At 61.5% G+C, this 23,301-nt stretch carries 16 protein-coding genes; 4 read left to right on the top strand and 12 right to left on the bottom strand.

Annotated elements, in window-relative coordinates:
* Positions 1 to 214: 214 nt before the first annotated feature.
* Positions 215 to 2,389 (bottom strand): PKD domain-containing protein, encoded by a 2,175-nt coding sequence (locus tag V3330_RS04020; RefSeq protein ID WP_354694107.1) that lies wholly within the window; start codon positions 2,387 to 2,389, stop codon positions 215 to 217.
* A 1,110-nt stretch (positions 2,390 to 3,499) separates the two neighbouring features.
* Here V3330_RS04020 and V3330_RS04025 point away from each other — a divergent pair.
* On the top strand, positions 3,500 to 5,878 hold the full coding sequence (locus V3330_RS04025; RefSeq protein ID WP_354694108.1) for a hypothetical protein: 2,379 nt from the start codon (positions 3,500 to 3,502) through the stop codon (positions 5,876 to 5,878).
* Positions 5,879 to 6,082: 204 nt separating this feature from the next.
* On the top strand, positions 6,083 to 6,898 hold the full coding sequence (locus V3330_RS04030; protein ID WP_354694109.1) for a DsbA family protein: 816 nt from the start codon (positions 6,083 to 6,085) through the stop codon (positions 6,896 to 6,898).
* Positions 6,899 to 7,126: 228 nt separating this feature from the next.
* Here V3330_RS04030 and V3330_RS04035 read toward each other — a convergent pair whose 3' ends face one another.
* Genes V3330_RS04035 through V3330_RS04045 form a run of 3 tightly spaced genes read right to left on the bottom strand, consistent with a single transcriptional unit; the run spans position 7,127 to position 14,539 of the window.
* Positions 7,127 to 10,240 carry an efflux RND transporter permease subunit gene (locus tag V3330_RS04035; RefSeq protein WP_354694110.1) on the bottom strand — a complete coding sequence of 1,038 codons (3,114 nt, stop codon included), beginning with the start codon at positions 10,238 to 10,240 and terminating at the stop codon, positions 7,127 to 7,129.
* A 3-nt stretch (positions 10,241 to 10,243) separates the two neighbouring features.
* Positions 10,244 to 13,393, bottom strand: a complete 3,150-nt coding sequence (locus V3330_RS04040; RefSeq protein ID WP_354694111.1) for an efflux RND transporter permease subunit — start codon at positions 13,391 to 13,393, stop codon at positions 10,244 to 10,246.
* Positions 13,394 to 13,405: 12 nt separating this feature from the next.
* A complete protein-coding gene (locus V3330_RS04045; RefSeq protein ID WP_354694112.1) occupies positions 13,406 to 14,539 on the bottom strand; it encodes an efflux RND transporter periplasmic adaptor subunit in 1,134 nt (377 codons plus the stop codon).
* 424 nt (positions 14,540 to 14,963) lie between these two features.
* On the opposite strand from V3330_RS04045, the gene V3330_RS04050 reads away from it, so the two are divergent.
* On the top strand, positions 14,964 to 15,281 hold the full coding sequence (locus tag V3330_RS04050) for a c-type cytochrome (RefSeq protein WP_354694113.1): 318 nt from the start codon (positions 14,964 to 14,966) through the stop codon (positions 15,279 to 15,281).
* A gap of 15 nt (positions 15,282 to 15,296) precedes the next feature.
* Positions 15,297 to 15,632 carry a c-type cytochrome gene (locus tag V3330_RS04055; RefSeq protein WP_354694114.1) on the top strand — a complete coding sequence of 112 codons (336 nt, stop codon included), beginning with the start codon at positions 15,297 to 15,299 and terminating at the stop codon, positions 15,630 to 15,632.
* A 38-nt stretch (positions 15,633 to 15,670) separates the two neighbouring features.
* Here the strand turns inward: V3330_RS04055 and V3330_RS04060 are convergent, their stop codons facing one another.
* The 8 genes from V3330_RS04060 to V3330_RS04095 all read right to left on the bottom strand — a co-directional run bounded on the left by V3330_RS04060 (position 15,671) and on the right by V3330_RS04095 (position 23,050).
* Entirely contained in the window at positions 15,671 to 16,279 is a 609-nt protein-coding gene (locus V3330_RS04060; RefSeq protein WP_354694115.1) for a NifU family protein, read from the bottom strand.
* Positions 16,280 to 16,318: 39 nt separating this feature from the next.
* Positions 16,319 to 17,365 (bottom strand): alpha/beta hydrolase, encoded by a 1,047-nt coding sequence (locus V3330_RS04065; protein ID WP_354694116.1) that lies wholly within the window; start codon positions 17,363 to 17,365, stop codon positions 16,319 to 16,321.
* A 26-nt stretch (positions 17,366 to 17,391) separates the two neighbouring features.
* Positions 17,392 to 18,291: a UTP--glucose-1-phosphate uridylyltransferase GalU gene (galU, locus tag V3330_RS04070; protein WP_354694117.1), complete on the bottom strand. Its 900-nt coding sequence runs from the start codon at positions 18,289 to 18,291 to the stop codon at positions 17,392 to 17,394.
* Entirely contained in the window at positions 18,288 to 20,192 is a 1,905-nt protein-coding gene (locus V3330_RS04075) for a polysaccharide biosynthesis protein (protein WP_354694118.1), read from the bottom strand. The genes galU and V3330_RS04075 overlap by 4 nt, the downstream gene beginning before the upstream one ends.
* A gap of 4 nt (positions 20,193 to 20,196) precedes the next feature.
* Positions 20,197 to 21,216: an MraY family glycosyltransferase gene (locus tag V3330_RS04080; protein WP_354694119.1), complete on the bottom strand. Its 1,020-nt coding sequence runs from the start codon at positions 21,214 to 21,216 to the stop codon at positions 20,197 to 20,199.
* A gap of 11 nt (positions 21,217 to 21,227) precedes the next feature.
* Positions 21,228 to 22,394, bottom strand: a complete 1,167-nt coding sequence (gene lapB, locus V3330_RS04085) for a lipopolysaccharide assembly protein LapB (RefSeq protein WP_354694120.1) — start codon at positions 22,392 to 22,394, stop codon at positions 21,228 to 21,230.
* Positions 22,387 to 22,662, bottom strand: coding sequence for a lipopolysaccharide assembly protein LapA domain-containing protein (locus V3330_RS04090; RefSeq protein ID WP_354694121.1), 276 nt, complete (start codon positions 22,660 to 22,662; stop codon positions 22,387 to 22,389). The genes lapB and V3330_RS04090 overlap by 8 nt, the downstream gene beginning before the upstream one ends.
* A 91-nt stretch (positions 22,663 to 22,753) precedes the next feature.
* Complete coding sequence (locus V3330_RS04095; protein ID WP_354694122.1) at positions 22,754 to 23,050, bottom strand: integration host factor subunit beta; 297 nt, start codon at positions 23,048 to 23,050, stop codon at positions 22,754 to 22,756.
* Positions 23,051 to 23,301 lie beyond the last annotated feature (251 nt).

The following is a 23,301-nucleotide window of genomic DNA, read 5'->3' on the forward strand; positions in this document are numbered from 1 at the left end:
AATGACCAGCATCACTGGCGCATTAACGTGTGAACGTTTCACACCCGCTGAACGCTGAAAAGCGGTTGCAGACGCAGGAATAACTTAAACCGGATGGGACCCGCCTGTCATGCGGTTTCTAGTCGGCGGAGCGGTTCGGCGCCTCGAGTCGCGCTCGAACCCCCGCGAGCTGACTCGCGGGGGTCGAAGCGTCAATTTGTTCTCAAACGGGGTCTCAGAACGTCACGTCGACGGAATCGGAACAGTTCACCGATCCTGTTTCGCAGACCCGATAGCTCGCGGACTTGGTCTTGTTGTGGACGTCATTGTCGACATACTCGCCATCGTTCTCCGTCGTGATCAGAAGCGCGCCGTCGCGCCAGATTTCGACGAAACCACTGAGCGCGCCACCCCAGGTCAGGGTCGCTGACTTGGTGCCGCGATACTTGTCGCCGGAGACCTGCAAGCTGATGGGATTCTGCTCGACGGCACTGACCTCAACGGCGCGATTGACGAACTGGCTCGCTTCCGCGTCGTCAGCGATGGTCAAGGTGACCTCGTAGATTCCCGCGTCACTGAATACATGGGTTCGCTGAACACCGTGAACGACGGGGCTGCCATCGCCAAAATCCCATGCATATTCTGTGATCACGCCATCGGGATCCTGGCTTGGAGAACCATCGAAACTGCAATCCAGACCGGTGCAACTGAACTCGAAGTCCGCAATCGGGGGCTGATTGGGCGGCGTCACGGACAGGCTGGTGGACGCGCTGGATTGAGCGCCATCATCGTCGGTGACCGTCAGCATTACCGGGTAGTCTCCGCCAGTGGCATAGTCATGAGACTGCACGGCGAAGGTATCGCTCGAACCGCTTCCATCCCCGAATGACCACTCATACAAGGCAATCGTTCCGTCTGGGTCGGAGCTGGCGCCGGCATCGAATGAACACGAAAGCCCATCACAGGTGACCGAGAAAGCGGCTACCGGATCCGCGTTCCCCTCCGCCACGGTAATGAACTGTGTTTCCTGGGCGCTGAGGCCGTCGTTATCCAGTACGGTGAGAACGACCTGATAGGTGCCCGCACCGGCAAACGCATGGGCCGGGCTGATGCCCGAGGCGCTGGATCCATCACCCCAGTTCCATTGGTACGACACGATCGAGCCGTCCGCATCGGAGCTCTCGGTCGCGTCGAAAGCACATTGCAAATACTCGCAACTGGCGTCGAATGCCGCAGTGGGCGGGGTATCCCCACCGCCACCATCGCCGCCGTCGTCGCCACCCGGCACGATTCCATCGAAATGCGTGGAGACTTCGGGCCAGATCAGCGACATTTTCACGCCGGAATTGAAACATCCCCCATGGTGGTGAAGCGCGGTAACGCGATGATTATCAGCCAACAGCACCGGTGAGCCCGAACTTCCACCCCAGGTATCGCAGTAGTAGCCGTAGTCGGTGCCGCTGGTATTTCCGTCTTCGTTTTCCGAATCGATCTCACACAGGCCACCGAGATTCATATCGCTCTCGATCGCCAACTGCTTGGGATTGCCCCCGCCGTGCTGAGGAATGTAGATCCGGTCACCCCGAGAAGCCTGGGAAATGTCCAGACCCAGGTAGCCGAAAGGCTCGATGGAATCAAAATTGGCGACGGTGAACAAGGTGTAGTCCAACGCGCTGCTGGTTGCCAGCAACGTTCCGCCAGACACTTTCACGGGAGTCGAAACCTCACTGTACTGGCAGCGCAGTCGCTGGTAGTCAAACCAGACTTCGGTGGCCGACAGCAGGTCCTGATTCTCGATGCAGTGATGGTTGGTGAACAGACGGTTGCCCGCACCGACCCGCCAAGCCGTGCAGGCGATACTGCCGGACACGATGATCTTGGCCACGGGCCAAGAGTGATCGAATTCCGCCGGGTGGCTGTTCTCGTAACAAGCGACATGCTGCCGGTCATACACACCGCAGGTCGATTCCGGAACCGGCTTGTTTTTGCTGCCCGACGCTTCGAGCGACGAAAACGCGTCCAGGCTCGAGACGCCACCAGTTTCGATGTCATTCCCGGGAAGCCCCACCATGTAATAGTCGATGGAAACCCGTTGCTTCAATGCACTGGGCGCCTTCGACTTGCCTGCAGCCGGGTTCGGCTTGGTTGCGACGACACGCACGATAGCCGAATCACCGCTGATGGACATGGCGGAAAACCGGCTGCGCCCGTCATCGCCTTCGCGCGGGTCGGCCGTGTAATCCGATTTGCGGCTCTCGGAATAACGGTAGACCTCGGTGCCCAGGGGATTGGACACTTCGACGGACCAGCCTCTGGGCAGTCGAAACGTCGCGAAATGAATCTTGATAAAACTGGCGCCGGGGTGATGGATTTCCCAGTCTGCGTGGGGGTTGCCATCGGCTGAAATCATTTCAACATGCTCATCAACGCGTTCGGCAATTCGAACCGACTGAGGTCGATCTGCGGCAGTATTCAGCTGCCCTTGGAAGGAGAGGGCTGGGGTCGTTGCCAGTCGGGGGGCTTTTTGAGACGCGTGAGCGCCTTCAGCATAGGCAAACGGAATCAGGAGCAGTGCGGCGATCAAGCCGCCACGGAGAGAGAAATTCATGGCCTAAACATCCCTGTCGGAGCTTCAACATGGCCGGAATCCCCCCCGGGTTCCTCACTAAAAAGCCGCGCATTTAATCACAGTGAAACGACGGTTTCAACAGCAATCGGTATCGGATTTACCGGCAGTCGGGTGACCCGATTTGCGACGGTGTCGAAATAAAAAAGTGGCCTACCCTGGCCAAATTCACGGAACGAAGACTTTTCGCTCCACCAACTATCCAAGTAGTTGCAGGATTAAAAAACCTTGCTAATTACTTGATCGCAATGCAATTCTGCTCCAGGCGACCCCGGAATGTCAAGAGAGCGCACTCGCTCAGGCGCACCTGTTGGCTCTGTCCTGTCACAAGAAGACACATTCTCAGCGCTTTTCGAGTGGAAAAAAACACATCCCTCTCCTATTCTGAAAGTAGATACCAACTTTCTACCGAAACTCCTGTAGTTGGTATTGACGAAGCGAAAATCCTGCGGCTCTACCCAGGGATGAAGCACGACACGAACGGATTCGAAACCAGACAGGTGTTTCGTATTCGTCGAACAGTGTCAAGAGTAGTGTTGAACTTGGGTTACACCACCGCCGTTTCAACGCGCGAAATCGCCTCGCCGATTTGACCGCAGAGGGTACCCAAGCAGTCGAGAGTCGACCAGGCTGGGCTCATCTTCGGATGAACACGGCTGGGGCACGGACTGCCGGAAGGGGACACAAGGTCAAAAAAGGACAATCTCTCGTTCGATAAATGTCGGACTTTACCTTTAATTGGGCAGAGCCGAGTGCGCTGCATGGCCAGTGAAGCCAAGGGGGGGGAAGGCGCACCGAAAGGGAGAGAGACTGATGAATCTACCAGATTCCTGTTGCCTCAATAGGGCGCGTAGAAGCCTTACTCGGGCCGCGATAGCTTTCGCGGCCGTTCTCATGCTACCAAGTCAGAGCCTGGCTGGAGTACTCGACAGTTGCGGCGGATCGATCAGCGGACTCGACAACGCTCCGGTTCCGTTGTTCGTCAGTGATCTGCCGCAGCAGATCAGCATCATGATCATTCCACAAGTCGGCCTGTCCAGCCTCGATATGGATGCCGAGACGCTGGAACACGCGCTGACCTGCGCAAACACGGGCAGCGGCCCGGGCGATGAAGTTCCCTGTGCCTCTGGCAATGACCAGGACGCCACGACGACGACTGTCACTCCGATTTCGTTCGTGTCGGTCAATACGTCGGGAACTCCTGTCAATACGCCACCGGGCGGCGTCGTGGAATGTCAGTTGGATCCCGTGACGCCCGCGGTCGACAATGGTGACGGCACGGTCACCTTCCATTTCGACGACGCGTCGGAAGAACTGATCACCCAGGGCGGATGCTGGATCGAATATGTGGGCTCCGTGGATGACAAGGGCACGGACATCAACCCACTTCGCCTGACCCAGGCATTCCAGGTAACCGGCAACTGTGACGACGGATCCCAGGAAGGACTTCCCGGAACCGCCCGGGGCAGCCAGGCGGTCACGCTCCAGGAGCCCATCTGCATTCCGGAAGTCGAGGTCTGCGTGGCGGTGGATACCGATGATGACGGCAGCTTCGCCGACGAGGAATGCATCGACAAGAACATCGGCCTCAATCAGCGCATCGGCGAAAATGGCGATGCCAAGGCCTACAAGTTCTTCGTCGAGGGCGATCTGGGTTCCAATCAAGACGGTTCCAGCGACGATCTGGCCGGTTGCGTCGTCGTCGAATGCGACGAAAACGGCGAAAACTGTGGCGATCCTCTGACCGATCCGTTTGGATTGAATAGCCAGGAAACGCTTCCGCTCGACGCCTACATGACCGACGGCCTCGATGAATGCTCCGCCCAGCGGGATACGCGCACTTACAAGATCATGTGCGACACCTGCGACGGATTCGATATCGACTCCATGTCGGAACCGGACACGGCATCCGTGGATTGCGTGGATTGTGCGGTTCAGATCGAAAAGACGTCCACCTGCGATCAGGGTGCCAATTACGGCGAATCCTGCATCGGCTGGGAAAACATGGATCCGGCTGACTATGAAACGGGTTACCGGTACGTCATTTCGAATACCGGTGATGTGGACCTGGGTTCATGCACGCTGGACGACACCCTGGTGAACATCAACATGCAGGGCATCACGCCGCTCGATGTCGGTGAGAGCACGACGGTTTACTTCCCGGCCGGCGGCAGCACCTTTGCCGAATGCCTGAATGTCGATGGCAACAACCTGGCCATTGCAGACTGCCTGTGCCTGCCGACTGTGGATGGACAACCACTCACGATCGAGGACGGCGAAGTAGACTACCGCGTTGGCGAGAACGACAGCGGAGTCACCTTCGGCATTTGCGATACCAATGATCAGGATGACGCCGCCATCGAGTGCCAGAGCGTCGACCTGGGTATCTCCAAGATCTGCGCTGAGCAGGACCTCGAAGGCGACAACGCCGTCACGGTTACCATCAACAACGACGGAACGGCGCCGCTGAACAACTGCTCGGTCACCGACACGCTAACCGCGCTTGATTGCGAAGGCGGAATCGACGAGGCGGACTTTGATCTGGCTCCCGGAGCTGAAATCAACTGCACGGGCACCGTGAGCGATCTTACGACCAATACGCTCAATGAAGTCTCGGTGACATGCGACATCGGCACGACCGAAAAACAGGTCAGCGCTGATGCGGATGACATGTGCGAAGTGCCGGGCGACTGCATCACGCGGACACCGGGGTTCTGGAAGAACCACGGCCACGTGGCGCTTGAGTTCATGCCTGTCGATGTGTGCGGCGTGACCCATACTTCGGTCGAGTCGTTCAACACCAGTGGGCCACTGCCTGCGGGTGAGGGTTCGACGGTCGAAGACATGTGTGTCAGCGGCAAGGAAGCAAAAGATCACGAGCCGCCGACCAGCATGACGCAACTGCAACTTTACCGTCAGTGCACGGCGGCCGCGCTGAATCTTTCAGCCAGTCGGGCAGGCGGCGGAAGCTGCGACCGCGAACATATCGAGCGATTCAGCGAGTGCTGCGGTTTCGTCGAAGGTGACAGCCTCTGTGGCAATGCACCGACCGAAGCCGAAATCAACGCCTCCGGCTGCATCGGGGATCTGGATGATTTCAACAACTCCGAAGATTCACTCGATCCGTTCGGCCCATTCGTGAACCCGGGACCGGCCAGTTCGCAAGAGTGCCGGATCGCCGGCAAGAACGGCGAACTCAACGACCGCGATCATGGCCCCCGAAGTGGTGGCGGACCGAAGTCGGTCGCGGGCAAATCGGACGCAGCCGAGTAAGCCGTAGCGACATTCCCGACGGGGGTTCGCAAGAACCCCCTGACGGAAGAACCTCAAACCGGCGGCAATTGCCGCCGGTTTTGTCTCTGGAGCGCCCACCGACTCCACCTGGGGATCAAGCACGTGGACTCCGGATATCGGGCCGAAAGACTGGCTGCACCGTCGAACCAGGCAAATCCATTCAAACTCAAGGGAGACCTGAACGTGACCAAATCCAGTTTCTTCTACCTGTCCGTGCTGTTGGTGAGCTTCCTGTTCTCTCCCACGGCATTCGCCGCCAGCACCAAGTCCGAAGTGCTGGCCTTGAAAGAAGAAGTCGCCCGCCTCAGGGAAGGCCAGGAATCGATCCAGAATGATCTCGCGGAAATTCGCAAGCTGCTGGAGGAAGGCGCCCGCCCCGCACCCTCCGCCCCGCAGGCGCCTACCTTCCAGGAACGGGAAGTCTCCATCCGTGGCGCGTCTGTCAAGGGCGACCCCGAAGCGGCGTTGACCCTGATCGAGTACAGCGACTATCAATGTCCGTTCTGTTCCCGCCACGCCCGTCAGACGATGCCGCAGTTGCTGGAAAATTATATTGAACAGGGCAAAGTCAAATTCGTCATGCGGGAGTTTCCGATCGCGGGCTTGCATCCTCGCGCACCGGCGGCTGCCCAAGCGGCCCTCTGCGCGCGAGATCAGGGGCGATACTGGGAGATGCACGACATCCTGTTCGCCAATCAACGGCAGATGTCCGACGAGAACCTCCAGGACTACGCAGAAGAGATTGGCCTGGAGGCCAGCGCATTCTCCGCTTGCCTGGAAAGCGACAAGTACATGGCGCAAGTGGAAGCCGACATTGAAGAAGGCAAGTCCATGGGCGTCAGAGGAACGCCGAGTTTCGTGCTGGGATATACAGATACGGAGAATCCGGACAACGTCAAAGCCGTACGTTTCGTGCGCGGGGCGCAAAGCTATGACAATTTTGTTCGCGTGATCGAAGAACTGCTCAAAGACGAACCGGAAGGAGATTCAGCACCCTGATTCGTCGCAGCCAGCGTCCGCTTGACCGCCAGTCCCTACTTGCCGCACACGGCGCCCGGCCGGGCGCCACGCGTCGTGGGCCGCTCCAGGCAAACCTGCGGGGACCAGGGAAATTTGCCGGTGACGGCAGGAACCCGCACAGCACGTCCCGGCTTCGCGCCCCGAACCAGGACGGTAGCGTGGCTGAAGCACTGCCCGGCCGGCCGGGGATGGCCGGCGGCCGGCGATTCAGGACGTGGGCTGTGCGGGCCTGATTAAACGCAGCACCCGGCGCACCGGCCAGGCCAGCCAGTGAGCGGCGCGCCCGGCTGACCAGCGGCAGACGCGGACGAGAACGGCCGGCCACGCCCGCATCGCATCCAGCCAGGTGTAAATGGTCGGCAGAAAGACCAGGCTGACCACGGTCGAAAACAGCAAACCGCCGACGATCGCACGCGCCATGGGAAAATACGGCGGGCCATCTCCACCCAACTGGGTGGTGCCGATGCACAGCGGAGTCAGCCCCAGCACCGTGGTTCCCACCGTCATCAGGATGGGCCGGAGACGATCGTTGCCGGCCTGCACCAGCGCCTCGTCCCGGCCCAGGCCTTGCAGCCGCAATTGATTGACGTGGTCGATCAGCACGATGCCGTTGTTCACCACCACGCCGATCAGAATCAGGATGCCGATCATGCTCATGATGGAAAACGTCGTGCCGGTGGCGAGGAAGAACCAGTAGACGCCGACGATGGAAAACAGGATGGTGCAAACCATGCTGACCGGGTAGATCAGCGATTCGAACTGGGCGGCGAGCACGATGTAGATGATGGCGATCGCGAGGAGGATGTTGAACAGCATCTTCTGCATCGCTTCCGCGTCGTCGTCGAACCCACGGCCGAAGCTCCAGCTGTAACCCGCGGGGAGTTCAAGCAGGTTCATGCGCTGCTCAATCACTTCGCGGGCGCGATCGGACGAGATCCCGTCGAGGTTGGCCGTGATGTTGACGCCGGTCTGCCGGTCGATGCGCTGGATGCGGGCCGGGCTGGAATTGCGCTCGATTTCCACCAGCGCCATGAGCGGTATCGCGACACCCGCTTCATTGCGGATCTTCAGGTCCTTCAGATCGTCGAGGTTTTCCCGATCTTCTTCCCGAAACTGCAGACGCACCGATATTTCGCCTTCTTCGCCCTTGAATTCGCGCAGGTCGACGCCACGAATCGCGATGGCCACGGCTTCCGCCACCTGCTGGGTGGAAAAGCCCATCAGGTTCGCCCGTTCCCGGTTGACCCGTACCTGCAGTTCCTGGTCGCCAGCGGTGGTGCTGGCCACCACCCCGGTCAGGCCTTCCGCGCCAGACAACACGCGAATGACATCGTCGGCGAGGCCCCCGAGCACTTCGCTGGAACGGCCGCGCAGAACGATGCCCAGCTTTTCGTTGCCGCCGACCCGCTCGAAACTGAAACTGGGGCGGCCGATGGCGATTTTCGGCAGGTTGGCCAGGATGTCGTCGGTAATCTCCCGGGCGGAGCGTTCGGCTTCACTGTCGTCGGTGAGCAGTACCGAAGAAATCGCCTCCCCTTCTTCGTTGTAGTAGGTATAAACCGCGCTGATCTCGAATCGTTCCTGGTTTTCGTACAGGTAGTTTTCGATGGTGTCGACCGCCTGCTTGACCTTGTCCAGCGGATAATTGCCATCCAGGTGGTAGTTCAGGAACAGCTTGCGCGTGTCGTTCTGCGGGAACATGTCGGTTTCGACGAGGCTGATCGGAACCGCAACGGACGCCAGCGCCGCCAGCACGGCCAGCGAAGCCAACCAGCGATGGCGCATATTCCATCGAAGCAGGCGCACGTAGCGCCGTTTCAGGCGCTCGATCAGGCCGCTGCTGCGGCGCGCGGGCACCGGCAGCCGCGAGGCCACCAGCGGAATCAGCGTCTGGGCGATCAGCAGCGAAACCGAAAGCGAGACGACGATGGCCACCGCGACGTGGGTGAGGAAAATGGCGATCTGGTCCTTTTCTCCGAAAATGATCGGAAGGAATACCGCCGCGCTGGTCAAGGTGCCGGCCGCGACCGCCAGCCCGACCGCACGGACGCCCCGCAGGGCGGCTCCTTTCGGATCGTCGGGGGTGCGACCGCGCTCGGTGTGGATGCTTTCGCTGACGACCACCGAGTTGTCCACCAGCATGCCGATGGCCAGCATCAGCCCCATCATGGACAGAATGTTCAGGGACAGACCGAGAAAATACATGGCCCCCAGCGTGATGGTAATCGCCAGCGGAACCGCCAGGGACACCATCAGTGTCGTCGGCACATGGCGCAGAAAGAAGTAGAGAACCCCCAGGGACAACAGCGCGCCGACCAGTCCGGCTTTGAGCAGTTCGCTGAGCGACTCGGTCACGCCTTCCGCCTGATTCTCAAGAAAAAACAGCTGAATTCCATGCATTTCCGGGGTCTCGCCAATGCGGTTGACCTCGTCGAGCACCCGCTTGCCGACCTCTACCAGATTGGCGCCGTTCTCCTTGAAAATACTCACGCCGATGGCGTATTTGCGGTCGAGGTGCCGGGCGTAGTTACGCCGGCTGGAGTCGTAGGTGACCTCGGCGATGTCCTTCAACCGCAGACCGCTGTCGCTGATGATCAGTTCACCAATCTCACCGACACTGCGGAATTCACCGCGGGGATTGACCCGGTAGCGGATGCCACCGTCGCGGATCAGGCCCGCCGAATCGGAAAAATTCACCTGCTGCAGGCGCCGCTGCAGGTCGGCCAGATCGATACCGTGCGCGATTACCCGGTCGGCGTTCAGTTCGATGCGGATCTCCCGGGGCTCGATGCCCTGGAAGTCGACCCGGGCGACACCGGGGATGCGCTCCAGCGGACGCACCAGCCGCCGCATCAGCATGTCGTAGGCGGTGGACAGATCACGCTCGCTTGAAATTCGCAGGGTCAGTACCGGCTGGTCCGTCAGATTGAACTTCAGTACGTTGATCCGGCGCAGATCGGACGGCAGCTGATCGCGGATGGCCTCGATGCGCTCGCGCGCCTCCACCGCCTTCACCGCGACGTCGGATTCCCAGTCGAAGATCACTTCCAGACGCGCACCCGTCGCGGTGGAGAACGACTGCAGGCGCTTGATGCCGCTCAGGGTCGCGATGACTTCCTCGGCCGGCCGCGTGATTTCCCGCTCGACTTCGGCCGGCGTCGAACCCTGGTAGGGAATGTCGACCATGATGAACGGCACGTCCACGGCGGGAAAAAATTCCAGCGGCAACAGCCGGGTGGCAATCGCCCCGACGGCCAGCAGCGACACGAAGGCCATGATGACGGTGACGGGCCGCCGCAATGCGATCCGGGCCGGGCTCACGGCTCAGCCCCCCGCCGGCAGCGCAGAAGTGGAATCACGTGGCACGCGGGCGACGCCCCCGCCCGCTTCCGGATCCGCCGGGGCCGGCGCGTCAGCCCGACGGTCCAGCAGGGAATACATGACCGGCACCACCAGCAGGGTCAGGAAGGTTGAGGTCAGCAGCCCGCCCATCACGGTTACGGCCATGGGTGTGCGCATTTCCGCTCCCTCGCCCAGATCGAACGCCATCGGCATCAGGCCGAGCAAGGTGGTCAGGGTGGTCATCATGATCGGCCGCAGACGCAGGTGGGCTGCTTCGCGAATCGCCGCGATGCGCTCCATGCCACGTTCGCGCAACTGATTGATCAGGTCGACCAGTACGATGGCGTTGTTGACGACGATGCCGGCCAGCATGATCAGGCCGATGAACACGATGATACTGATGCGAGTGTCGGTCAGCACCAGGGCCGCGGCGACTCCGACCAGCGCGAGGGGGATCGAAAACAGGATCACGAAGGGGTGCAACAGCGACTCGAACTGGGCCGCCATGACGAGATAGACGAGAAACACGGCCAGGGCGAGTGCGAACAGCAGGGAACGGAACGAGGCCTGCATTTCCTCGCTCTGGCCGGTAATCCGCAAAGACAGGCCGTACGGCAGACTCATCCCTGAAACAAGGCCTTCGGCCTCCTCAACCGCGCTGCCGAGATCCCCGTACGCCAGGTTGGCCTGAATCAGCGCCACCCGTTCCTGCCCGCTGCGCCGAATTTCGGCCGGACCCTCGGCAACCTGAATCCCGGCAACCGCGGAAAGCGGCACCGGATGGTCACTTTCGGGGTTTACGATCAGTTCGCGTACCGATTCGATGGACTGGCGCTCTTCCTCGGCGACCCGTACCAGCACGTCGATTTTGCGGTCCCGCCAACTGTAGCGGGTGGCCACCCGGCCACGGATTTTGCCCACCACCTGGTCGGACACCTGTTTGACAGTCAGGCCCAGGGCGGCCGCGCGTTCCTGGTCGAAGAAGATCTGCACTTCCGGGTGGCCGCGCTCGACGCTGGACTCGACATCGGCGAACCGGTCCGAATCCCGCAGGCGCTTGACGACTTGGTCGCTGGCCAGGCGCAGGGACGCCAGATCGTAACCCTGGATTTCAATTTCCAGTGGCTTGTCGAAACTGAGCAGTTCCGGCGAGGTAAACGTGGCTTCCAGGCCGGCCGACTCCGTCACCCGGTCGCGCAAGCGGGTAATCAGGGACTCCTGCGCGTCGTCCGGCGCCGAGGGGTCCACGGAAATCAGCATACGTGCGATGTTTTCACCGCTCTCCGTCGGGTTGGCATCGATGCGGTTGCCCGAACCTGCCACTCCGAACACCAGTTCGGTATGCGGATCCGCCGCCGCCAGCCGTTGCAGGGAACCCTGCAGCCGGTCCGTTGCTTCCAGTGGCGTGCCGGGAGCGGCTTCCAGCATCACCTCGAACCGGCCCTGTTGCAGTTCCGGCACCAGTTCGGTACCGGTGTGCCGCAGTCCCAGCAGGGACAGGGCCAGCAGCGAAGCGGACAGCCCGAGCGTGACGGCCCGGTGATTCAGGGACCAGGCCAGCAGGCGTTCGTAGCGCCGTGCGAAGCTGTGCCCGAAACGGCTGGCGCCCGGCCGGATCACCCGGTCATCGTGGCCCCGCAGCGAAGCCATCATCGGGATCAGGGTCATGGCGACGAACAGCGAGAGGACCAGCGCGAAAGTGACGGTCAGGGCCTGGTCGCGGAACAACTGCCCGGCCACGCCGTCGACAAAAGCCAGAGGGAGAAACACCGCGATGGTGGTCAGCGTGGATGCGATCACGGCGCCGCCGACTTCGCTCGCCCCGAGACGGGCCGCGCTGACCCGGCCTTCCCCGGCCTGCCGGTAACGCGTGATGTTTTCGAGCACGACGATGGCGTTGTCGACCAGCAGTCCGGTGGCCAGCGCAATCCCGCCCAGCGACATGATGTTCAGGGTGATGCCACTCTGGCCCATGAGGAAAAATGCCGCCACGATGGAAACCGGAATCGACAAACCGATCGTGAATGTGAACCAGGCATTGCGCAGAAACACGAAAATCACCAGAACGGCCAGCAGACCACCGAGAATGGCCGCATTGACGACCTCGCTGACGGCCTGCCCGATGAAGACCGACTGGTCGTCCACCTTGCGGATTACCATGCCTGGCGGCAGCCCGTCTTCGACTTCCGCCACGCGCGCGGCCACGTTGCGGGCCACACTGACGGTGTTCGCGTCACCTTCCTTGTAGATCGCGATTTCCACGGCTTCCTGGCCGTTCATGCGGATGATCGCCTGGCGTTCACTGAATCCGGCGCGAACGTTCGCGATGTCACGCAGGTAAATCGGCCTGCCCTGCCCGGGCGCCACGACCAGGGTGCCAAATTCTTCCACCGAACCGAACTGGTTGATGGTCCGCACCAGAAACCGCTGCGTACCCTCTTCCAGCCGGCCCGCCGACACGTTGACATTCTCAACCGCCAACCGCTCGATCAGCGCCTGCAACGACAGGCCGAGCTGGGCCATCTTGCGCTGGTCGATTTCGATCTGGACTTCGTCCTCGAGTCCGCCACTGATCTTGACGGCCGCCACGCCCTCAACCGGCTCCAGGACCTTGCGGATTTCCTCGTCGCCGAACCGCCGCAGAATCTTGAGTGCGGCGGTGTCGTCGGCGGCACCACTGCCCTCCTCGAAAATCAGGCCATAGCGCATGATCGGGTCGGTGGCGGGATTGAAGCGCAACAGGAGTGGCCGGGACACCTCGAGCGGCAACTGCAGCAATTCCAGTTTTTCGCGCACCTCGAGCGCGGCCCGGTCCATGTCCGTGCCCCAGGCGAACTCCAGCATCACGTCGGACTGTCCGGTGCGTGACACCGACTTCACCGCGATGACGTTCTTCACCACGCCCACGGCTTCCTCCACCGGACGGGTGAGCAGCGTTTCGATTTCTTCGGGTGCCGATCCCTCATACTCGGTGCGCACGGTGAGAGTCGGATAGGACAGGTCGGGAAGCAGATTGACCGGCAGATCCTTCAGGGAAATCAGGCCAAACAGCACCAGCGTGACCGCGGCCATGGAAATGGCCACGTGCCGCCGGGTCGCCAGTTCAACGATCTTGAGATTCCGGCCGGACATGCGCTAACGGCCTCAGGTTCCGGGGCCGATGCCGCCGGACGGCCTCGAAACGCCCTCTCCCGGCTCGATGCCAACCACCTGCACTTTGACGCCTTCACTGAGACTGCCCTTGCCTGCGGTCACCACCCGTTCACCCGCATCAACGCCCTCGGTGACTTCGATGACGCCGTTGCGCTCGTAACCCAGCATCACGGCCCGGCGGCTCACGCTGTTGTCTTCGCCAATCACAAACACATGATTCCGTTCGTCTTCGGTGATCACGGCGGTGCGCGGAATGACCGGCACGTCCTCGCGCAGGTCGTACAGGATGTCGACCCGCCCGAACAGTCCCGGTTTGACGATGCCGTTCGGATCATCGACCTCGGCCGTCACGCGAAAGGTTCCGGTGTCCGGATCGATCACCGGACTGATGCGCGTCACCGTTCCGGTAAACAGTGTGCCCGGCAGCGCGTCCAGACGCACCGTGACGTCCAGGCCCGTGTGCAGCACGCTGAGTTCGCGCTCCGGCACGTGCAGCACCGCCAGCAGCGGATCGTAGCTGGTGATGCGATAGACCGGCTGATGGAGTTGAACCAGATTGCCTTCCCGGATCATGCGTTCAGCCACATAACCGGAAAGGGGCGCGCGGATCTCGGTGTAGCGAAGGTCGAGCCGGGCCAATGCCACCTGCGCTTTCTGAGCCTCGTACTCGGCACTCACGCGCTCGAAGTCCTCGGCGCTCACCAGTTGCTTGTTGAACAATTCCTGCTTGCGCTGAAACTCCATCTCCAAGCGCTTGAGCGTCGCATTGCTGCGTTCGAACTCCAGCCGGTAGCGATCCGGTTCGACCCGGGCCAGCAATTGTCCGGCTTCCACGTACTGGCCTTCCTCCGCATGGATCTTCAGCACCACACCGGTGATCTGCGACACCACGGTCGCCTGCTGGTCCGCCTCGATGGTCGTGGTTCCCGAATAGAATGCCGCCACGTCGTCATTTCGAACGCGTACCGATTCGACCGGTATCGCGGCATCTTCCGCCGGGTCTTCGTCATCGATGCTGCCGTTCGCCTGTGGCATGCAGCCTTGCAGCAACAGGCCCGAAACCAGCAGCCCTGCCAACAGAATCGCTGTGCCGCCGCGTTCCTCCACCGGTTCGATCCACCTCATGGTCATATGGGTATGCCCTGGTGTTATATTTCAGTAAAACACTAACACAGCCATGCAAGACCCGAATATGCCAGTCGTCATGCGCTGTGCCATCTCAAGGCATACCAAGCAAATTTCGAGCCAGCACAAGGGGAGCACAGCGCCTCACTCCGTCAGACGGCGTCCGGGCCGCGAAGGTTACATACAGCGCCGCTCCGCGCTTCGTTCGAAGACGTGTTCACGACGAATGCCTGGGGAGAGTCCGACTGGCGAGATCCAACACTAGTTGGCCGGCCTCGCCATGGGTTGCCGAAAAGCAAACCTCGCATTCCGGGCCGGATGGGTGCCTTGCATCGGTGGTCGCAAGGGCCGGTCAAATCGTTGGTTTGATCCGGCTCAGCGGGTATAATGGGCGACTGTTTGTACTGCACGGACGAAATCGGCAATGCGCTTCCTCTATCTGAGTCTCACGCTGCTGGCAGCGGCGCCTGCGGCCTTGGCCGACGGCGACCCGAAAGCCGGTGAAATGAAATCCTATACCTGTACCGGTTGTCACGGAATTCCGGGGTATAACAACGTGTACCCCACCTACAAGGTGCCCAAGATCGGAGGCCAGAACTATGAGTATCTCGTCTCCGCGTTGAAGGACTACCGCGCCGGGAACCGGGATCACGCAACGATGAAACTGCAGGCAGAAAGCCTGTCCGATGCAGACATCGAAGATATTGCCGCCTATTTCGCCTCTCTGGGGCCGGATGCCTGACACGCCATGAAGAACATGACCCACGCCCTAACCGCTTCCACGCTTTGCGTTCTGCTTTCCAGCCTGCCCCTGTGCGCGACCGCCGCCGGCGACCCTGCCAGCGGCCAATCCAAGGCGGCCACCTGTGAGGCCTGTCACGGCAAAACGGGTGAGTCGGTGGACCCGAACTACCCCAACCTCGCGGGCCAGCACGAAAGTTACCTGATCAAGGCCCTGTCCGATTACCGTGCCGGACGCAGGACCAACGCCGTCATGGCCAGCTTTGCGGCCAATCTCAGCAATCAGGACATTGAAGATCTGGCCGCCTGGTACGCCAGCCAGGACGGTCTGAAAGACCTGTCCATCAAATAGGAAGGGGAGCGGCCCTCAGGGCCAGACCCGGAACCCGGTCAAACCGCCGAATGCCCCTGCGCGCCCGGCGCGTAATACGGGTTCTGGCCGGTTTCGTGGTCGGTTGCATCCACCACCGCGGTAATTTCCGGAATCTTCTGGGTCAGGGTTTTCTCAATTCCCTGCTTCAACGTGACGTCGGCCATGCCGCACCCGTGGCAGCCACCGCCGAATTGCAGCACCACCTTCATGTCGCGGGTGATCTCCACCAGCGCCACACGGCCGCCATGGGAGGCCAGCGCCGGGTTGATTTCCGTTTCCAGCAACCATTCGACCCGCTCCTCGACGGGCGCGTCCGAGGCCGGTTCGTGTCCGCGAATACCGGGTGCCTTGATTGTGAGTTGACCGCCGGTGGAGTCGGTGTCGAAGTCGATGCTGGCCTTTTCGAGCCAGCGCTCTGAATCCGCCGCAACGAACAGATTGAAAGCCGGCAGTTCAATCACACGGTCGTCCGCCTGATGCGTGCCCTCCGGACAAAATTGCAGGTCGCAGCCCGCGTGCGGAGTACCCGGATGATGCACCGAGATGCGCAGGCCCAGACCCGCTTCATCCTGCTGGGTCAGAAGGCGCTTGAAGTATTCCTGGGCCTCGGGTGTGATCTCAATCATATTCGTTCCAGGCATTCGCCGATTCGGGTGGGATAAAACTCAGGTGGCAGCATCGCTGGCGCTTTTCAAGGCCGCGGCCAGGTACGGCAGGGAGTGATCCAACCGCCAGTCGATTCCGGAATGGGTCCCGTCGAATTCCTCAAAGCGGCAGTCGACGCCCAGTTCGCCAAGCCGGCGGACCAGCACGCGGGTTCCGTATTGAATGTGGTACTGGTCACGACTGCCCACATCCAGGTACAGGGCATGGAGCGACTTGAGGGAATCCGCTGCGCGTGCGGCCATGTGGATCGGGTCGAATCGCAGCCAATGACCCCATCGTTCCGCGTCCAACTCGCAGGTGTGCAGATCGAAGGGCAGCCGGATGGTCGCCGGATGGTCGGGGTCCGGATCGTAACTGGCCGCCATCGCCAAAATCATCAGCGCGTTGAAATCGCGCCCCGACAGTTGTTTCGCGGACCAGAACGCACGCATGAATTTCAGCGCGTCCCCGCCGTGCCGCGCAAGTGCAACACTGGTATCGGGAAAAGCCGGGCGGAACAGCAGATCGAATCCGGCATCGCCGGCGTGACTCGCCGCAGCACCCCAGAATTCACTGTAATTCATCGCGTGGTAGAGCGCCCCATAGCCGCCAGAGGACTTACCGAACAAACCGCGTCCGTCCCGGCCGGCCACGACATGGACCCGCTCGGCGACGAACGGAATGAGTTCTTCGACGAGGTAGTCTGCGTAACGGCCGACAGACGGCGAATTCACGTACTGGTTGCCGCCCAGCGAGGTGTAGCAGTCGGGAAACACCACGACCACAGGCGGCATGGCGCCTTCCGCAATCAGCCGGTCCAGCCGTTGGGGCAGATTCTCGCCGTGATTACGCCAGTTCAGGTGCCCCGGGCCGGAATTGGTGAACGCCGCCAAACCCCACAGCGCGGGATAAGCCGCATCGGATTCGTCGTAACCGTGCGGCAGGTAGACGGACAACGGCCGGTCGACCGGATCGTTCCAGGGGTTGCCAGCCAGCACTCTCGAGCTGTGCTCGAAGCGGCGCAGGGTTCCGGACGGGGCGGCGGGTGTCGGGCGTACAGAAGGCATGGCGGGCGATGCTTTCGGATCCGCTGTCAGGGTTCCGCCCGGCCGGCGGAATCGATGCGTTTCAGCACGGAGCGGAGGTGCTGCAGCACGCTGTCACGCATATCCTCCAGTTCCAGCGCGTGGTCAATGGTGGCCCGCAGATAACCCTCGCGGCTGCCGCAATCGTATCGTTCGCCCTCGAAAGGGTGAGCCAGAACCGGCTCATCCCGCAGCATGGCGGCAATCGCATCCGTGAGCTGGATTTCGCCGCCGACACCGGGCTGAACGTTTCGCAGGTGGCGGAAAACCGACGGGGCCAATACGTACCGCCCCACCACCCCGAGATCCGACGGCGCCTCTTCGGGCGCGGGCTTTTCGATGATGGTTTCAATCCGTCGGCCCTGCGATTCACTGCCAACGCCGACGACACCGTAAGACCGGGTCCGTTCCGGGGGAATTCGTTCCACGCCCAGGACACTGGCGCCCGATTCGCGATGCACGGCCACCATCTGGGCCAGCGCACCAGGGCCGCGATTGAGCACCATGTCGTCCGCAAGCACGATCGCGAACGGTTCGTCTCCGACCACCGACTCGGCGCACAGCACCGCGTGCCCCAGGCCCAGCGCTTCGGGCTGGGTGACGTGCACACGGGCCACGTGATCCGGAATAATTTCCTTTACCCTGCTGAGCAGTTCGAACTTGCCCGATTCCTCGAGCCGCGCCTGTAATTCAAAAGCCGTGTCGAAATGGTCGGATATCGCATGTTTCTTGCGACTGGTGATGAAAATCAGGGTGTCGATTCCGGCTTCCAGCGCCTCTTCCACCGCATACTGGATCAGTGGCTTGTCCACCACCGGGAGCATTTCCTTGGGGATGGACTTGGTGGCCGGCAGGAACCGGGTGCCGAGGCCCGCGACCGGAAAAATCGCTTTGCGGACCGGCTTCATGGCAGACGGGGCTGGTTCAGTGAAACCACTTCAGCCGTTTCGCCGGGCTGCGTGACCGAGGACTTGGCCAGTTCCGGCACCAGTTTCAGCAGCAATTGCTGAATCTTGCCCGTGTCATAGCGCCGTATCGCCAGCTCCGCCTCGCGCAGGTCCGCGCCGAGATGGTCCCAGTTGGCTTGGCGCGGATGTGCCAGGAAAATTTTCTCATGCTTGGTCTTCTCGTACGGCTCGAGTTCGTGGAACAACTCCTCGAACAGCTTCTCACCCGGCCGCAATCCCGTATACACGATCTGGATGTCCTTGCCCGGCACTTTGCCGGACAGACGAATGAGCTGCTCGGCCAGATACGTGATCTTGACCGGTTCCCCCATGTCCAGGACATAGATTTCTCCACCGCTGCCCAATACCGCTGCCTGCATGATCAGTTGGCTGGCTTCCGCGATGGTCATGAAATAACGTGAAATTTCCGGATGCGTGACCGTGACGGGTCCGCCCCGCGCGATCTGCTCCTTGAACAGCGGCACGACACTGCCGTTGGAATTCAAGACATTGCCGAATCGCACGGTGATGTAGCGCGTCTCGGAAAGTCCGTTCATGGTCTGGCAGTACATCTCGGCCACACGCTTGGTGGCGCCCATGATGTTGGCCGGATTGACCGCCTTGTCCGTGGAAATCAGCACAAAAGTTCCAACCCCGTGCCGTTCCGCCGCCTCCGCCAGGCGCATGGTACCCAGAACGTTGTTGCGAAATGCCTCGCGCACCTGGGTCTGCAATATGGGCAGGTGCTTGTAGGCCGCCGCATGGAAGATCATGTCCGGCTTGTACTCGCCGACGACCTTTTCCACCGTCGCGGAGTCACAGATATCGCCCAGCACGCTGCAAAACACCAGGTCTTCGAATTCACTGTGCAATTCGTGGTCGATGCGGTAGAGCGCATACTCACCGTTGTCCACGACGATCAGTTCGACCGGATTGAGACGCGCAATCTGCCGGCACAGTTCCGAGCCGATCGAACCGCCGCCGCCGGTGATCATGACCCGCTTTCCGGACAGGCCTTCTCGTATCGAGTCCCATTCCAGCGAGACCGGTTCACGCCCCAGCAGGTCATCGATGACCACTCGCTTGAGGTCGTCGATCCGGGTCGCCTTGTTGCCCAGGTCGTTGAGCGTCGGCAGGGTTCGGAATTTCACCCCGCTGCGCTCGCAGATCTCGACCACCGCCTGCATCTCATGATTGGTGGCGGACGGCATGGCGATGATGGCCAGATCGGCTCCGACTTCACGGGCGACCCGCGGCAGATGCTCGATGGGCCCGAGCACGGGCACACCGTGCACCTGGGCGCCGCGCAGGCGCGGATTATCGTCCAGGAAGCCGATGACGCCCAGCCCACCCCGATGGCGCAATTCGCGCTCGAGCAGGGCCCCTGAGCGCCCGGCGCCGAGCACCAGCACACGCTTCATGCCCTCCTTCGATTGCCGCTCCGGCAGGCGAGAATCCTTCCAGAACCGGTAACACATGCGCGGGAGACCCAGCATCAGGAACAGAATGCCGGGATAAATGAGTACCGCGCCCAGGTTTTGTCGGATCTCCGCCGCGAAGAACAGGGTCAGCGCGGCGATAATCAGAATGGTGCCGAACAACGCGGCGCGTGCGATATTCCACAGATCGGGAAAACTGGCGAAGCGCCACAGCCCCTTGTAAAGGCCGGTGGACCAGAGCACGAGACCCTGAATCGCGAGGATGACGGCCAGTTCGGCGAGAATGGGAATTGAAGCGATGATACCGGCTGAATCGCCGTACCGGACAATGGAACCGGCGGCAAGCCATGATACGGCGACCATGACGAGGTCGTGAGCGACAACGGCCGCCCGCGGATGCCGCAGAATGCGCATTGGGTTCATTTTTCTATCCCGCTCGAGCGAGCACTCCAAGCTTCTTCTTTACCTGTACCCAGGCGACAAGCAGGACCACGGTTGCGGCGAAAGCCACAGACCAGGCAAGCTCCGGCCAATTGACTGCAACTGCAATTGCCGGCAGCACCAGTAGCCCGTTCAAACCCTGGTAGAGCGCCAGAACACCACCATGTGTCCATCCGCGCTGTATCAGGCACTGGTAAAGATGTTGTTTGTGAGGAGTATACCACCGCTCCCCTTTCATTACCCTTGTGAGCAGGGTCAGGGTGCTGTCACACACGAAGACGAGCATGACGAGCCAGGCGACGGGGAGCGTCATCACTTCGCGGTGCCAGCCCCATGCCAGCAGGCCCGCGATGACGAACCCCAGGGGTCCGCTGCCCACGTCCCCCATGAAAACCCGCGGCCTGCGGGTGATATTCCACGGCAGAAAACCCAGCGCCGCTGCGGCCAGGCTGAGCGCGAACAATGAACCGCCCCCCTCCCCGGCGCGCGCGAAAAGCCAGGCCAGTACGCCGCCGGCGAATACGGCCTGTGCCCCCGCCATGCCATTGCTGCCGTCCATGAAGTTGTACAGGTTGACCATCCAGACGATCGCCAGCAAGGCCCCGAAGGCCAGTACGATTCCGTGATCTCCCGTGAAACCCGTCCCCACCAGTAACCACCCCGCACCGGCGAGCTGGGCGACGAAGCGCACCCGGGCCGACAGGGATACTCGATCGTCCCACCAGCCCACCAGGGCAAGCAACGCAAAACCCGGCAGCAGGGAGAAATTCCAGAACTGGGAAGCCGCGCTGCCAGGCATGATCCATGGCGTGCACAGGGCCAGCGCCAGCACCGGACCGGCGCCTCCGCCGCGCGGCGTGGGTCTATCGTGGCTGTGGCGCTCCCCGGGCAGGTCGAGCATGCCGGCACGCCGCGCATAAGCCGCGGCCGCGACAGTACCGCCCCACGACAGCGTGAATACAACCACGGGGAGAACCCCATACGGGTTGAGTGCCGCGGGCTCCACGCCGCCTCCCCTTATTCCCCGAGCACGCCGTGGACGATTCGGGTCGTACCCCAGTGCCGGCAACTGGGACACTGCCAGTGATGGGACTGACCGCTGAAACCACAGTGTCCGCAACGGTAGCCGGGCTGACGCGCCATCAGCCGCGCCGTCACCGCCTTGAGTATGTCGTCGCTGGAATCAGTCTGCAGGTGACCCGCGGAACGGAGCTCGATGAGCCGGTCCAGGCCCCGCACAGAAGGTTTGCGATTCAGCGATTCGACGAGGAACTGGCCAGCCTCTTCCGCGCCGCGGTCCGCCGCGATGAACTCGGTCAACTTCAGCACCAGGGTGATGCCCTGGTAGTTCTCGTACCAGGCCTGAAGGTTCTCGCGGGCACGCTGCCCGGCGCCGGAAGATTCCGCCTGTTCCAGATAGTCCTCGATCAGATCGGGAATGTATTCGGGATCCAGCCCGGCGATTTCTTCATAAGCGCTCATGGCTTCAGCCGGGTTGCCGGCGTCCGCATGAATCCGGGCCAGGATGAAGCGCGCGCGGACCGAATCCGGATCGTGGCGACGAGCCTGGCGCAACTGCTTGCGCGCCTCGTCGAGCGCACCGTCCGCCAGGGCCTGTTCCGCGAGCTCACAGCAGAATTGCGCCATCATGCCGCCCTGGTGCGTACCCTCTACTTTCTGCAGGCGGTCGGCCTGCTCCAGCGCCTTGGACCAGTCCTGTTCCTGCTGGTAGATCTCGAGCAGGCTGCGCAAGGCGGAAGGCGTCTGTTCGTCGCTTTCGATCAGTTCGGAAAACAAACGCTCGGCCCGGTCCAGCAGACCGGCCCGCATATAGTCTTCTCCCAGTTCCAGCAAGGCCTGGGTTCGTTGCCCCGGACGCAGCCCCGGCTTGGCGATGATGTTCTGGTGAAATCGGATGGCCCGGTCGACTTCGCCCCGGCGCCGGAACAGATTACCGAGCGCCAAGTGGGTTTCCACGGTTTCCTGGTTGACTTCGGCCAGTTCCAGAAAGACCTGGATGGCCTTGTCGGGCTGCTCACTCAGAAGGTAGTTGAGTCCCTGGAAATACTGATCATTGAACAGTCGATTGCGGCGGCGCGTGACCCGCCCCTGGTAGTTTTTCGCCACCCACCAGCCGAAATACACCGCGAACGGCAACAGCAGGTAGGGCAGGAGGTCAGTCATGCGGCCGATTCAGCAGACTCTGATTGGCTTCACCAGCACGGCGCGCCTTGCGCAGGCGGACCTTCAATGGCAGTACCGAAAACAGCCAGGACAGTGCGAGACCGAGCACCATACCGACCGCCAGCGCACCAATGAGCGCCAGCCCCAGAGGCCAAACCAGGTGGAACCATAACAAATCGATGGCCACAGGCTCGTTGTTCAGAGTGCCGACCAGCAGCCCCAGAACCACGGCCAGAATCGTTACGATAATGAATCCCAAGCGGTACACGCCCTGCTCCCGGTTGATTGGCAGTCGCGCTTCTCCGACCAGGCGGGTGACTGCCAAAAAATTGAATTCGCACGCCCCCCGACTGCGGGGGTCAGGAATCCCGGTCGTCGGAGTAGTCCACGCGCTCGCGCAGCAGTTTGCCCGGCTTGAAGTGAGGAACGTGCTTGCCCGGGAGCGCAACGGCCTCCCCGGTTTTCGGATTACGCCCCATTCGCGGAGCGCGGTAATGCAGAGAAAAACTGCCAAACCCCCGCACTTCGATTCGCTGGCCATCCGCCAGTGAGGCGCTCATCTGCTCCAGGATCGACTTGACGGACAACTCGACGTCCTCGTGCTTGAGGTGTTTCTGCTGTTCGGCCAGGATGTCGATCAGTTCTGACTTGGTCATATTTTAAATCTCGCTTCCCTTGCTCTTGGCGGGCACCGTCACACACTGTGATGACCGTCATTCACCTGGTTTGTCAACGCGCTGCGTCAAACCGGCCACGATGGTTCACTCCGCTCCCGTCTTGCGTCGTCCGTCTGTTATTCGCTTTCACTCGGGGTCGGCCGCATCACGTCTCGCATCATGCTCCACAGCCCGTGTCACGGCCTTAAGATGGCGGTCCGGGGCCGCCGGCAGGGCGGCCCCGGGAACGG

Origin of the sequence: Elongatibacter sediminis, from assembly GCF_037892215.1 — a bacterium.
Classification (GTDB): domain Bacteria; phylum Pseudomonadota; class Gammaproteobacteria; order Xanthomonadales; family SZUA-36; genus Elongatibacter; species Elongatibacter sediminis.